Source organism: Saccharopolyspora taberi, assembly GCF_039534165.1.
Classification (GTDB): Bacteria; Actinomycetota; Actinomycetes; order Mycobacteriales; family Pseudonocardiaceae; genus Saccharopolyspora_D; species Saccharopolyspora_D taberi.
In genome coordinates this window covers 67,779-80,882 of record NZ_BAAAUX010000013.1, presented here as the reverse complement: position 1 = coordinate 80,882, position 13,104 = coordinate 67,779, and the positions used below count along the sequence as shown (strand labels likewise).

Below are 13,104 nucleotides of genomic sequence, written 5' to 3'. Positions count from 1 at the left end.
GATCCGCTGATAACAGCGACTACCGCACGCTCGCTCGCAATGCGGTGGCAAGCCACTGCGTCGCCGCCGCGGTGGTGGGGTGCGATTCCCAGCCGTTGATGGCCGCCAGCAGTTCCCAGTAGCGGGACAGCCGCTCGTCGTGCTGCTCGTAGTACTGGGAGGCGAGGGACTCGCGGTGCTCCGGGGTGTCCGGCCTGCCCTGGTCCTCGGCGGTCATCGTCGCGATCCGGTCGGCCAGTTCCCTGGCCTGCTCCGATTCCGGGGACACCCCGGCCTCGGCCGCGATCCGGGCCGCGTCGGTGATCTCCCACATCTGCCGCGCGCGTTCCGGGCTGGGCATCCTGGTCGGCGTGCCCTTGTCGCGCAGCGCGGCCTGCTGCTCGTTCAGCGCGCGGACGGTGCGGCGGAAGTCGGGGTCCTGGACCATCTCCGCCAGTTCGATCCACGCCTCCACCTGCTCCGACGACGGGTCGTCCGGCAGGTTGGGCTTGGCCGAGCGCATCCACTCGATGAACTCGGCGTCGACGTTGAGACCGGCGATCGTCTCGTCCCAGAACTCGTCGATGAGCCGGTTGCGCTCCTCGTCGGACATCTGCGCCAGCTTGTGCATGAGCCTCACCTCTTCGGTAGTTCGTCCGAGCTTCACGACCGCGCGCAGCACCGCCCTGCGGGTCCGCAGCAGGCGCATCTGCTGCTCGACCAGCGCGAGGTGCGTTTCGGCCAGCTGGGGCAGCGTGGTGTCCCTGGCCAGCACGCTGCGCACCTCGTCGAGACCCGCGCCCAGCTCGCGCAGGGTGCGGACCAGCTCCAGCCGGGAGATCGCGGAGACCTCGTAGAGCCGGTAGCCGGAGTGCGTGCGGTCGGCGGGCGGCACCACGCCGCTGTCGGAGTAGAACCGGATCGTCTTGACGCTCAGCCCGGTCCGCCGGGCCAGCTCGCCGATCGTGTACAGCCTGGTGTCGTCCACGTCCATGACCCTCGTCTCTCCAGTCGGTGGAGACTCAAGCCGGATTCTGCTCGGCGGGGGTGGGATGCTGGAGGCGTGGGTCCACGGCACGGAGAGCAGATGTCCTTCACCCAGCCCCGGCAGCTGATCGCCGCCGCCCTGGTTCCGGGTGTGCTCGTCTACCTGGTCGTCCGGCTGGTCTACGGCGGGCTGCCGCAGCTGCCGGTCCTGGCGGGCGGCACGCTGCTGCTGATCGCGCTGGTCGACCTGGTGCTGGCGCTGGTGATGCGCCCGCGGATCAAGCGCAGGCCGGGCACCGAGCCGGTGGAGCCGCTTACCGCGGCCCGCGCGGTCGCGCTGGCGAAGGCGTCGTCGCTGGCCGGGTCGATCATGGGCGGCGTGTGGCTCGGCCTGCTGGCCTACCTGCTGCCGGAACGCGCGACCGTGGAAGCGGCCAACGCCGACACCGCCGCGGCGGTGGTCGGGCTGATCAGCGCGGCGGCCCTGGTCGCCGCCGGGCTGTGGCTGGAGAACTGCCTGCGGAACCCGGACGAACCGGAAGAGCCCTACGACGACGAGGAATGATCACCCGTCCGGCGGCACCACCGCTGGTCCGAATCGATCAAAGTGGAGTCCGCTCGCTCGGTACCAGGTCTCGAACAGATAAACGCCCGGTACCGTGGTGACCATGTCCGACGGTGGCAGTCCCGAACCAGCGCCCCGGGAGAGGGGCTCGACGGCGCTGTGGGTCGGCGCGGTGCTCCTGGCCGCCGCGGCGACAGCGGTCCTCGTGCTCAGCGACGACTCCCGGCTGCTCAAGCTGGGGCTGGTCGCGGCGCTGTGGGCGGCGCTGATCGGCGCGTTCGGGGTGGCCCGCCTGCGCGGCCGCGTCGCCGACGACGACCGGCGCGCCGCCGAGCAGCAGCGGGTCTACGAGCTGGAGCTGGAGCGCGAGATCGCCGCGCGCCGCGAGTTCGAGGCCGAAGCCGAGGCCGAGGCGCGGCGCAAGGCCGCCGAGGAGTCCGACAACGAGATCCAGGCGCTGAAGGCGGAGCTGCGCAACCTGCGGGAGAGCCTGGAGCAGATGCTCGGCGGGGACGTGCTGTTCGAGCGCTTCGAGCGGATCGCGCTGCGCGCCGAGTCCACCCGGGTGCGGTCGCTGACCGATCACGGGCCGGCAGGCCAGGGGCAGGCGGTCCAGGCCCAGGCGGTGCAGCAGAGCTGGAGCCGGGAGCTGCCCGCCGGGCACACCACCGGACAGGTCGTCGGGCACGTCAGCGGCGGGGGTTCCGACTACGTCAGCGGTGGGACGGCTGGGTATGTGAACGGCGAGACCGCTGGGCACGTCAACGGCGGGACGGCTGGTTATGGCAGCGGTGGGAGCGCCGGGCATGTCGCCGGTGGGACGGCTGGTCATGTGAACGACGGGTCCGCTGGTCATGTGAGCGCTGGGAGCGCTGGGCACGTCAGCGGCGGGTCCGCCGGGCATGGCAGCGGCGGGACGGCTGGGTATGTGAACGGTGAGACCGTTGGGCATGCCAGCGGCGGGACCGCTGGGCACGTCAGCGGCGGGACAGCTGGGCATGGCAGCGGTGGGAGCGCCGGACATGCCTCCGGCGGGTCTGCCGGGCATGGCGGCGGGGGCAACGGCGGGGTCACCGGGAAGGTGACCGGAACCGTCGCCAACACCGAGATCATCGGCCGCGTCGACGACCAGCGCAGGCCCCCGACCCGGCCGCCGCGGCCCAAGCCGCAGCAGCCCGCCCGCGGCGAGCAGCCCCGGCGGGACAAAGCGCAGTACGAGCGGCCGGAACCGGCCCAGCCCGCGCGGACCAAACCATCGGGTGGCGATCCCCGTCCCGCCGAGCAGCCCCGGCCGGAACGTGCGAAGGCCCGGCCCGCTGCGGCGTCCGCGCAGGTCGAAGCCGGTGCGCACGCGGAGGGCACCTCGGTCAGCGACCTGCTCGCCGCCTACGGCGGGGACGGCGAGGGCAAGCGCAGGCGCCGCCGGAAGGACTGACGTTTCCCGGTGGCCCGGTAACGGCGGCGGCGTCCGCGTTTTAGGGTTTTGTCCGTGTCCACTGCTGATCTTCGGGAACCGGCATCCGACCTCTCCGGGGCGCGCAGGCTCCAGACCCGCAAGCACCACGTCGTCGGGTGGCCGATCGCGGGCCTGATCGTCCTCGGCATCTGCGGCCTGGTGATGGTCGGGGTGACCACGTCCAGAGTCGGGGTGCTGCCCGCGCTCGTCGGCGCGGTGGCCGCGCTGCTGCCGGTCGGGGTGGTCTTCGCCGCCATCGTGTGGATCGACCGCTGGGAACCGGAACCGCCGCTGCTGCTGCTCGGGGCCTTCCTGTGGGGCGCGGGCGGCGCGACCGCGTGCGCGCTGCTGCTCAACGACGCCGTGACCGGCCTCGGCGACCTGCTGCTGGGGGCCAACGACCACCGGTTCTTCAACCAGGCGGTGATGGCGCCGCTGGTGGAGGAGGCGGCGAAGGCGCTGTTCGTGGTGGGCCTGTGGTTCCGCCGCCGGTCCGAGTTCAACGGCATGGTCGACGGCATCGTCTACGCGGCGCTGACCGCGGCCGGGTTCGCGTTCACCGAGAACATCCTGTACTTCGGCAAGGCGTTCGCCGAGGGCGGGCTCGGCGGGGTCAGCGGCGGGGTGGTCGCGGTGTTCATCCTGCGCGGGGTGCTCGCCCCGTTCTCGCACCCGCTGTTCACGTCGATGGTCGGCATCGGCATCGGGCTCGCGTCCCGGACCCGCAGCAAGCGGCTGCGGGTGCTGTGGCCGGTGATCGGCTTCCTCGCGGCGGTGCTGCTGCACGCGGTGTGGAACGCGTCCACGCTGCTCGGCGGCGTGGAGTTCCTCAACATCTACTTCCTGATCATGGTCCCGATCTTCCTCGGCACCTTCTGGGGCGTGGTCTGGCAGCGCAAGCGGGAGCAGACGATCGTCGCCGCGCAGCTGCCGCTGCTGCAACGCGCCGGGCTGATCGTGCGCAGCGAGGTCGACATGCTGGCGAGCCTGGCGGGCAGGCGCGGCTGGCTGCGCAAGGTCCGCCGCAGCGCCGGGCCGGAGGCGGCGAAGGCGGTGCGGGACTACCAGATCGCGGTCACCGAGCTGGCGTTCCTCCAGCACCGGGCGTCGGAGGGGCGCACGACCAGCGCGGTCCGGCGGGCCCGCCGGGAGAAGCTGATCGAGGAGCTCAAGCAGGCGCGCCGGTCGGCCGCCGGCACGCAGCACGCCATCCAGACGGCCCGGATCAAGATCCACGAACTGACCCAGATGAACCTCCGCAAACCGCCGAGGCGCTAGGGAAAGGCTTCCGAAGCGGCAGGACCGCTTCGGTGTGGGGCGTGCCACCCGGATGGCACAGCCGCGTCCACTTCGGGCTACTCTCGCGCTGCTGTCCGGTACCCGGCAGACGGGACTGGAACGGTTCTCAGGAGGACGAACGTGGCTGCTCCTCGACGTGGAGAGGGCCCCCGGCTGCGGGTCGGAGTTGTTTCCGCCGGTCGGGTCGGTGCCGTGCTGGGCGCGGCGCTGCTCCGCGCGGGCCACCAGGTGGTCGCGGTGTCCGGGGTCTCCGCCGCGTCGCTGCGCCGCGCCGAAGAGCTGCTGCCCGGTGTGCCGGTGCTGCCGCCCGACGAGGTCGCCGCGCAGGCCGACCTGGTCCTGCTCGCCGTCCCCGACGACGCCATCCCCGGGCTGACGCGCGGTCTGGTCGCCACCGGATCCCTGCGCCCCGGGCAGATCGTCGTGCACACCTCCGGCGCCCACGGCGTCGACGTCCTCGCCCCCGCCGCCGAGATCGGGGTGCTGCCGCTCGCGCTGCACCCGGCCATGACCTTCACCGGGCGCGCCGAGGACGTCGAGCGGCTGTCGACCGCGTGCATGGCCGTCACCGCCGCCGGTGACGAGGCGGGCTGGAGCGTCGGGGAGGCGCTCGCGCTGGAGCTGGGCATGGAGCCGGTCCGGGTGCCCGAGACCGCCAGGAAGCTGTACCACGCCGCCCTCACCCACGGCGCGAACCACCTGGTCACACTGGTCAACGAGTGCGCGGAACTGCTGCGCGCGGCCGGTGTCGAGATCCCGGAGCGGGTCATGGCGCCGCTGCTGTCGGCGTCGCTGGACAACGCGCTGCGGTTCGGCGACCGCGCGATCACCGGCCCGGTGGTGCGCGGCGACGCCGGTACCGTCCGGGAGCACCTCGCCGCCCTCCGCGACGCCGACCCCGAAGTGGTCTCCGGGTACCGGGCGCTGGCGAAGCGGACGGCCGAGCGCGCGGTGCGGTCCGGTGCGCTGCGGGAGGACCGCTCGGTGGAGGTGCGCGAAGCGCTGGACGAGGGGGAGGCATGACCGCAGCCGAGAACGCCGGCGCCGGCCCCGGGTACGCCCGGGGTTCGCTGACCGTGCACCGCCGTCCGGCGGAGCTGGCGAAGGTCACCCGCGCGCTGCGCGCGACCGGCCGCCGGATCTCTCTGGTCCCCACCATGGGCGCGTTGCACGAGGGCCATCTGGAGCTCGTTCGTCGCGCCCGGCGGGACACCAACAGCGTCGTGGTGGTGTCGATCTTCGTGAACCCGCTGCAGTTCGGGGAGGGCGAGGACTTCACCCGCTACCCCCGCACGTTCGAGGCCGACGTCGACGCGCTGCGCGCCGAGGGCGTGGAGCTGGTCTTCGCCCCGGACCACGAGGAGATCTACGGCGGCGACCCGCAGATCACCGTCCACCCCGGACCGCTCGGCGACCAGCTGGAGGGCGCGAGCAGGCCGGGGCACTTCGCCGGGGTGCTCACGATCGTGGCCAAGCTGCTCGGGATCGTGCGCCCGGACCTGGCGCTGTTCGGCGAGAAGGACTACCAGCAGCTCGTGCTGATCCGCCGGATGGCGCGGGAGCTGAACCTGGACGCCGCGATCCAGGGCATCCCGATCGTCCGCGCCGCCGACGGGCTCGCCCTGTCCTCGCGCAACGTCTACCTCACCGACGAGCAGCGCTCCGCCGCGCTGGCGCTGTCCGCGGCGCTGGCCGCCGGGGCGCACGCCGGCTCCGCCGGTGCGGACGCGGTGCTGGCGGCGGCCCGCGAGGTGCTGGCCACCGAACCGCTGGTGGACGTGGACTACCTGGAGTTGCGCGACACCGAACTCGGGCCCGCGCCCGCGGAAGGCGAGGCCCGCCTGCTGATCGCCGCGAAGGTCGGCGAGACCAGGCTCATCGACAACGCTCTGGTGCTGCTGGGCGGCGCCCCGACGCCGTGAGGGCCCTCGAAGGAGGTCTGCGATGTTCCGCACGATGCTGAAGTCCAAGATCCACCGCGCCACGGTGACCCAGGCCGACCTGCACTACGTCGGGTCGGTCACCGTCGACGCGGACCTGATGGACGCCGCCGACCTGCTGGAGGGCGAGCAGGTCGCGATCGTCGACGTCACCAACGGCGCCCGGCTGGAGACCTACGTGATCACCGGCGAGCGCGGCTCCGGCGTGATCGGCATCAACGGCGCCGCCGCGCACCTGATCGAGCCCGGTGACCTGGTCATCCTGATCTCCTACGGGGTGATGGACGAGCTGGAGTCGCGCAGCTTCCGGCCGAAGGTGGTCTTCGTCGACGCCGACAACAAGGTCGTCGAGCGCGGCCAGGACCCCGGGCACGCGCCCGCCGGTTCCGGGCTGGCCAGCACCGCCGCCTCGGTCACCTCGGCGATCACCGAGGCCGCGGCCGAGACCGACGACGCGGCCAAGCTCGACGCCCTGCTCCAGCAACCGGAGCACTGAGACCGGGCCGCTCGGCGGACCCAAGCGTGGAAGGAAGACCCGGTGCTGCTCGCCATCGACGTCGGTAACACCAACATCGTGCTCGGCCTCTACGCCGACGAAGCGGTGCAGGACAAGCAGGCCGACGCGACGCTGGTCCGCGACTGGCGGATGCGCACCGAGCCGCGGATGACCGCCGACGAGCTCGCGCTGACCGTGCGCGGCCTGCTCGGCGACTACGTCGACAAGATCACCGGCATCTCGGCGCTGTCCACCGTGCCGTCGCTGCTGCGCGAGCTGCGGGTGATGCTCGGGCGGTACTGGGGCGACGTGCCGCGGGTGGTGGTGGAGCCCGGGGTCCGCACGGGGGTTCCGCTGCTGGTCGACAACCCGAAGGAGGTCGGCGCCGACCGGGTGATCAACACCCTGGCCGCGCACCACCTGCACTCGACCAACTGCGTGGTGGTCGACTTCGGCACCTCGACCAACGTCGACGCGATCTCGGCGAAGGGCGAGTTCCTCGGCGGCGCGTTCGCGCCGGGCATCGAGATCTCGCTGGACGCGCTGGCCTCCCGCGCCGCCCAGCTGCGCAAGGTCGAGCTCGTCCGGCCGCGGTCGGTGATCGGCAAGAACACCGTCGAGTGCCTCCAGTCCGGGATCCTCTACGGGTTCGCGGGGCAGGTCGACGGCCTGGTGCGGCGGATCGTCGCCGAGCTGGAGGCCACCCACGGCGGCCCGACGACGGTGCTCGGCACCGGTGGTCTCGCGCCGCTGGTGGTGACCGAGTCGGACACGATCTCCCACCACGTCCCGGACCTGACGCTGCTCGGGTTGCGGCTGGTCTTCGACCGCAACTTCCGGTCCTGAGGTTCCTCCCCGCCTGGTGTCAAGCCGCACGGGGCCGGTCCGTACCCTTGTTCCCCGTGACTGACCAGGAACTTCCCACCACCGCCGAGGGCGCAGACGGCGCCGACGACCTGCCGGAGCAGATGCGGGTCCGGCGGGAGAAGCGGGAGCGGCTGCTGGCCGGGGGCGTGGACCCCTACCCGGTGAACCTCCCGATCACGCACAGCCTGGCCGAAGTGCGCGCGGCGCACCCGGACCTGGCCCCCGACACCGCGACCGGCGCCGAGGTCGGCGTGGCCGGCCGGGTGATGTTCCTGCGCAACACCGGCAAACTCTGCTTCGCCACGCTGCGCGCCGGCGACGGCACCGAGCTGCAGGCGATGCTGAGCCTGAAGAACGTCGGCGACGACTCGCTGGCCGCGTGGAAGAGCGACGTCGACCTCGGCGACCACGTGTTCGTGCACGGCGAGGTGATCACGTCCCGCCGCGGTGAGCTCTCGGTGATGGCCGACGAGTGGCGGATGGCGGCCAAGACGCTGCGCCCGCTGCCGGTGGCGCACAAGGACCTCGCCGAGGAGACGCGGGTCCGGCAGCGCTACGTCGACCTGATCGTGCGCAAGCAGGCGGGCGAGACCGTGCGGACCAGGGCCGCGGTGCAGCGCTCGCTGCGGGACTCGTTCCACCGGCGCGGATTCGTCGAGGTCGAGACCCCGATGTTGCAGACCCTGCACGGCGGGGCCGCGGCGCGGCCGTTCGTGACCCATTCCAATGCCTTCGACATGGAGCTGTATCTGCGGATCGCGCCGGAGCTGTATCTGAAGCGGTGCGTGGTCGGCGGCATCGAGAGGGTTTTCGAGATCAACCGGAACTTCCGCAACGAGGGAAGTGATTCTTCCCACTCGCCGGAGTTCGCGATGTTGGAGTTCTACCAGGCGTACTCGGATTACGACGGGATGGCCGCGCTGACCAGGTCGCTGGTCCAGGAGGCGGCCGAGGCGCTGACCGGATCGCAGGTGGTGACCTGGTACGACGGTACCGAATACGACCTGTCCGGCGAGTGGTCGGCCATCACCATGTACGGGTCGTTGTCCGAGGCGCTGGAATCCGAGATCACGCCGGAAACCTCGGTGGCGGCGTTGCGCAAGCACGCCGACTCGGTCGGTTTGGAGACGAATCCCGCGCACGGGCACGGAAAGCTCGTCGAGGAGCTGTGGGAGCACCTGGTCGGGGATCATTTGCACGCGCCCACCTTCGTGCGGGACTTCCCGCTGGAGACGGCCCCGCTGACCAGGCAGCACCGCAGCAAGCCGGGGATGGCCGAGAAATGGGACCTCTACATGCGGGGATTCGAGCTCGCCACGGGTTACTCCGAACTGGTGGACCCGGTGGCCGAGCGCGCCCGGCTGGAGGAACAGGCCAGGTTGGCGGCCTCGGGCGATGACGAGGCGATGCGGCTCGACGAGGACTTTCTGCGCGCCCTGGAGTACGGAATGCCGCCCAGTGGGGGCGTCGGAATGGGGATCGACCGGTTGTTGATGGCGTTGACCGGCCTCGGTATCCGGGAGACGATCCTGTTCCCGCTGGTCCGCCCCGAATGACCCGATCCGGCAGGACGGGAGAATTTTCCTCCCCGGGGTGAGTGCATTATCGGAGTCCCTGCGCTAGCCTACCCCCAGATTGACTCGGTGACGGATATTGGTGCACTCGAACGGAGCTGACCGACGTCCCGTTTTGCAATAACTCCGGGGAGGACTTCGAAGATGGCACAGAAGGTCACGGTCACACTTGTCGACGATCTGGACGGCGGGCAGGCCGACGAAACCGTCGAGTTCGGGTTGGACGGCGTCTCCTACCAGATCGACCTTTCCAACGAGAATGCGACGGAGTTGCGGGACGCGCTGGCGAACTACGTCTCCAGCGCCCGTCGCGCCGGTGGACGCAAGAAGCCGGGCCCGCGCCCGGGTGCGGGCCGCGCAGCCGCGGGCGGTTCCACCAGCGCCGACCGGGAGCAGAACCAGGCTATTCGCGAATGGGCCAGGAAGCGGGGCCTGAAGGTCTCCGACCGGGGCCGTATCCCGGCCGACATTGTCGACCAGTACCACAAGGCGAACTGAACACCTCACGCACCAGGCTCAGGGGCGTTCCCGGCTTTCCCGGCTGGGAGCGCCCCGGTGTTTCTTTCGGAGCAACGGCCGTGTCAATGCCACTGATTGGCGAACTGCGATCACCTGATGGTGATTGCTCACCCGGTCACGATTCGGTGACGAGAACCTTTCGCGTGACCTGATCGATCTCCGGCCGTCCCACCCTGGCCATGGGTTAGCCTTAGGGCGACCTAACCTAGCCATGCCTAACTTCGGCGTGGCGGCGGCAGGAGGAGAAGGACGTGACGCGCAGCGCGACCGTGGGCGATCCGCCCGACGCAGGGCGCGAACCGGCCGCGGGCGACCGGCTGCGGGCCCGGCGCAGGCGCCGCGTCGTCGGCATCGTCGTGCTGGCCGCCCTGCTGGTGCTGAGCTGCCTGCTCAGCGTCCTGCTCGGGGCCAAGCCGATGTCGCTGGAGTCGGTGTGGAACGCGCTGTTCGCGCCCACCGGCACCGAGGACGACCTGATCGTCCGGGAGCTGCGGCTGCCCCGCACCGTCGTCGGCGTGCTGGCCGGGTCCGCGCTGGGCCTCGCGGGCGCGCTGATGCAGGGCCACACCCGCAACCCGATCGCCGATCCCGGCATCCTCGGCATCACCCACGGCGCCGCGCTCGGCGTCGTGCTCTCCGTCTACGCCTTCGGCATCACCAGCCTGTTCGGCTTCATCTGGTTCAGCTTCGGCGGTGCGCTGCTCGGCGCGCTCGCCGTGTTCGCGATCGGCTCGCTGGGCCGCGGCGGGCCGACGCCGGTGACGCTGGCGCTGGCGGGCATGGCGATCGGCCACCTGCTCCAGGCGGTCACCTCGGCGCTGGTGCTGGTCGACCAGCAGAGCCTGGAGACCTACCGGTTCTGGAAGGTCGGCTCGATCGCGGTCACCGACGTCGCCGTGATCTACCAGGTGCTGCCGTTCCTGCTGGTCGGCCTGGTCATGGGGCTGGCCAACGCCTCCGGGCTGAACGCGCTGTCGCTGGGCGAGGACATCGCCCGCTCGCTGGGCCACCGGGTCGAGTGGGCGCGGCGGATGGGCATCGCGGCGATCGCGGTCCTGGTCGGCAGCGCGGTCGCGATCTGCGGGCCGATCGGGTTCGTCGGGCTGGTCGTGCCGCACGTCGCCCGCTACTTCACCGGCGCCGACTACCGCTGGCTGCTGCCGTTCGCGGCGCTGCTCGGCGCTTCGCTGGTGCTGCTGGCCGACGTCGCGGGCAGGCTGGTCGCGCGGCCGGCCGAGGTCCAGGTCGGAGTGATGCTGGCGGTGATCGGCGCCCCGTTCTTCATCGGACTGGTCCGGCGCAGGAAGCTGGTGCGGCTGTGACGACTACTGCCACCGAACCGAAGGTCGCGGGCCGCAGGCCGTGGCGCGTCGGCCCGGCCTCCGGCGTGCTGCGCTGGCGCCCGGTGCTGGTGCTGCTGGCCGGTCTCGCGCTGCTGCTGGCGGTGTTCGTGCTCAACGTCGGGCTGGGCGAGTACCAGATCAGCCCCGGCGAGGTGCTCGGCGCGCTGTTCGGCGGCGGTGACCGGGCCGGGCAGGTGATCATCTGGGAGCTGCGGATGCCGCGCTCGCTGACCGGGCTGCTGGTCGGCGCGGCGCTCGGCGCGTCCGGCGCGATCATGCAGGCCATCGCCCGCAACCCGCTGGCCACCCCGGACATGCTCGGCATCACCTGGGGCGCCGGGACCGCCGCGACCGCGGTGATCGTGCTCGGCGGCAGCGTCGGCGCCGTCGGCGGCTCGCTGGAGTCGGTCGGCCTGCCGCTGGTCGGCCTGGCGGGCGGCCTGCTGGCGGGGCTCGCGGTGTACGGGCTGTCCTACCGCGGCGGCGTCGACTCGTTCCGGCTGGTGCTCGTCGGCGTGGGCATCAGCGCCCTGGCGGGCAACCTGACCTACTGGCTGCTCTCGGTCGGCGACGTCAACGACGCGGGCCGGGCGATGGTGTGGCTGACCGGCAGCCTCAACGCGCGCGGCTGGGAGCACGTCACGCCGGTGTCGCTTGCGCTGCTGGTGCTGGTGCCGGTCGTGCTGGTCGGCACGCACGTGCTCGGCGCGCTCCAGTTCGACGACGACACCGTGCGCAACCTGGGCGTGCGGATGGACGCCGCGCGCGGGACGTTGCTGATCTCGGCGGTGCTGCTGGCGTCGGTCGCGACCGCGGCGGCCGGGCCGGTCCAGTTCGTCGCGCTGGCGGTGCCGCAGATCGCGCTGCGGCTGGCGCGCACCGCGACCCCGCCGCTGCTGACCTCGATGGTGTTCGGCGCGGCCCTGGTGGTCACCTCCGACCTGATCTCGCGCACCGCCTTCGGCGGGATCGAGATCCCGGTCGGGATCGTCACCGCGATCCTGGGCGGCCCATACCTGATCTACCTGCTCGTCCGTCGGTACCGGGAGGTCCGCGCATGACAACGATCGAGTCCGGCACCCGGCAGACCCGGCTGCACGCCCGGGACCTGCGGCTGGCCTACGGCGAGCGGGTTGTGGTCGACGGCCTGGACATCGACGTCGCCGACGGGACCATCACCGCGGTGATCGGCCCGAACGGCTGCGGCAAGTCGACCATGCTGCGGGCGCTGGGCAGGCTGCTCCAGCCGCAGCGCGGCAGCGTGCTGCTCGACGGCAAGCAGATCCACCGGATGTCGACCAAGGAGGTCGCCAGGGTCCTGGGCCTGCTGCCGCAGTCGCCGAGCGCGCCGGAGGGGCTGACCGTGGCCGACCTGGTCGCCAGGGGCAGGCACCCGCACCAGTCCTGGTACCGGCAGTGGTCCTCCGACGACGAGGCGGCGGTGGCCGAGGCGCTGGGGATGACCGGCATCGAGGACCTGGCGGACCGGACCGTCGACGAGCTCTCCGGCGGCCAGCGGCAGCGGGCGTGGCTGTCGATGGCGCTGGCGCAGGGAACCGACCTGCTGCTGCTCGACGAGCCCACCACCTACCTCGACCTGTCCCACCAGGTGGACGTGCTGGACCTGATCGGGCGACTGCACGACGACAGCGGGCGTACCGTCGTGATGGTCCTGCACGACCTCAACCTGGCCGCCCGCTACGCGGACCGGCTGGTGGCGATGCGGGACGGTGCGATCGTCGCGGAGGGCGCCCCCGAGGAGGTGCTCACCGAGCGCCTCCTGGAGGAGGTGTTCGGGCTGAACGCGCGGGTGATCGCCGACCCCGTCGTGGGTACCCCGATGGTCGTCCCGATCGGAGGCCGCCGGAGCACGACGCCGACCGCCGCACGAACGGGTGAGTTGGAAGTCTCCTGAACAGCGGTGTTCGCGCTCAGCGGACAACCCGACCCGACCAGCAGGAAGCCGGAATGCCGCAGGCCAGCGGCCCGTTGCTCAGGGTGTCGTACAAGAATGTGAACAGCAGGCTGCCAGCGGGCACGGACCGCGATGGGGTGGGACTACTACAGTGGTCTGCAAGA

General features: G+C 71.7%; 13 protein-coding genes. 12 read left to right on the top strand and 1 reads right to left on the bottom strand.

The window, feature by feature from the left end:
- Positions 1 to 19: 19 nt before the first annotated feature.
- Positions 20 to 967: a MerR family transcriptional regulator gene (locus ABD691_RS13735; protein WP_344680106.1), complete on the bottom strand. Its 948-nt coding sequence runs from the start codon at positions 965 to 967 to the stop codon at positions 20 to 22.
- Between the two features lie 99 nt (positions 968 to 1,066).
- Here ABD691_RS13735 and ABD691_RS13730 point away from each other — a divergent pair, with 99 nt between their 5' ends.
- The 12 genes from ABD691_RS13730 (at position 1,067) to ABD691_RS13675 (ending at position 12,940) form a co-directional block, all read left to right on the top strand.
- Entirely contained in the window at positions 1,067 to 1,531 is a 465-nt protein-coding gene (locus tag ABD691_RS13730) for a DUF3180 domain-containing protein (protein ID WP_344680030.1), read from the top strand.
- A 103-nt stretch (positions 1,532 to 1,634) separates the two neighbouring features.
- Positions 1,635 to 2,966: a DUF6779 domain-containing protein gene (locus ABD691_RS13725; protein WP_344680029.1), complete on the top strand. Its 1,332-nt coding sequence runs from the start codon at positions 1,635 to 1,637 to the stop codon at positions 2,964 to 2,966.
- Positions 2,967 to 3,020: 54 nt separating this feature from the next.
- Entirely contained in the window at positions 3,021 to 4,265 is a 1,245-nt protein-coding gene (locus tag ABD691_RS13720) for a PrsW family intramembrane metalloprotease (protein ID WP_344680028.1), read from the top strand.
- Positions 4,266 to 4,406: 141 nt separating this feature from the next.
- Positions 4,407 to 5,309, top strand: a complete 903-nt coding sequence (locus ABD691_RS13715) for a Rossmann-like and DUF2520 domain-containing protein (RefSeq protein WP_344680027.1) — start codon at positions 4,407 to 4,409, stop codon at positions 5,307 to 5,309.
- The gene (gene panC, locus ABD691_RS13710) at positions 5,306 to 6,208 is read left to right on the top strand and encodes a pantoate--beta-alanine ligase (RefSeq protein WP_344680025.1); all 903 of its coding nucleotides are present in this window, start codon (positions 5,306 to 5,308) and stop codon (positions 6,206 to 6,208) included. The genes ABD691_RS13715 and panC overlap by 4 nt, the downstream gene beginning before the upstream one ends.
- Before the next feature lie 22 nt (positions 6,209 to 6,230).
- Positions 6,231 to 6,722, top strand: coding sequence for an aspartate 1-decarboxylase (gene panD, locus ABD691_RS13705; RefSeq protein WP_344680023.1), 492 nt, complete (start codon positions 6,231 to 6,233; stop codon positions 6,720 to 6,722).
- Positions 6,723 to 6,764: 42 nt separating this feature from the next.
- Positions 6,765 to 7,568, top strand: a complete 804-nt coding sequence (locus ABD691_RS13700; protein WP_344680021.1) for a type III pantothenate kinase — start codon at positions 6,765 to 6,767, stop codon at positions 7,566 to 7,568.
- Positions 7,569 to 7,690: 122 nt separating this feature from the next.
- The gene (lysS, locus tag ABD691_RS13695) at positions 7,691 to 9,145 is read left to right on the top strand and encodes a lysine--tRNA ligase (protein ID WP_344680105.1); all 1,455 of its coding nucleotides are present in this window, start codon (positions 7,691 to 7,693) and stop codon (positions 9,143 to 9,145) included.
- Positions 9,146 to 9,307: 162 nt separating this feature from the next.
- Positions 9,308 to 9,661 (top strand): histone-like nucleoid-structuring protein Lsr2, encoded by a 354-nt coding sequence (locus ABD691_RS13690; protein ID WP_344680020.1) that lies wholly within the window; start codon positions 9,308 to 9,310, stop codon positions 9,659 to 9,661.
- Between the two features lie 272 nt (positions 9,662 to 9,933).
- Positions 9,934 to 11,004, top strand: coding sequence for a FecCD family ABC transporter permease (locus tag ABD691_RS13685; RefSeq protein WP_344680018.1), 1,071 nt, complete (start codon positions 9,934 to 9,936; stop codon positions 11,002 to 11,004).
- Positions 11,001 to 12,086 (top strand): FecCD family ABC transporter permease, encoded by a 1,086-nt coding sequence (locus tag ABD691_RS13680; RefSeq protein WP_344680017.1) that lies wholly within the window; start codon positions 11,001 to 11,003, stop codon positions 12,084 to 12,086. The genes ABD691_RS13685 and ABD691_RS13680 overlap by 4 nt, the downstream gene beginning before the upstream one ends.
- Positions 12,083 to 12,940 (top strand): ABC transporter ATP-binding protein, encoded by an 858-nt coding sequence (locus ABD691_RS13675; RefSeq protein WP_344680016.1) that lies wholly within the window; start codon positions 12,083 to 12,085, stop codon positions 12,938 to 12,940. Before ABD691_RS13680 ends, ABD691_RS13675 begins: the two co-directional genes overlap by 4 nt.
- Positions 12,941 to 13,104: the final 164 nt, after the last annotated feature.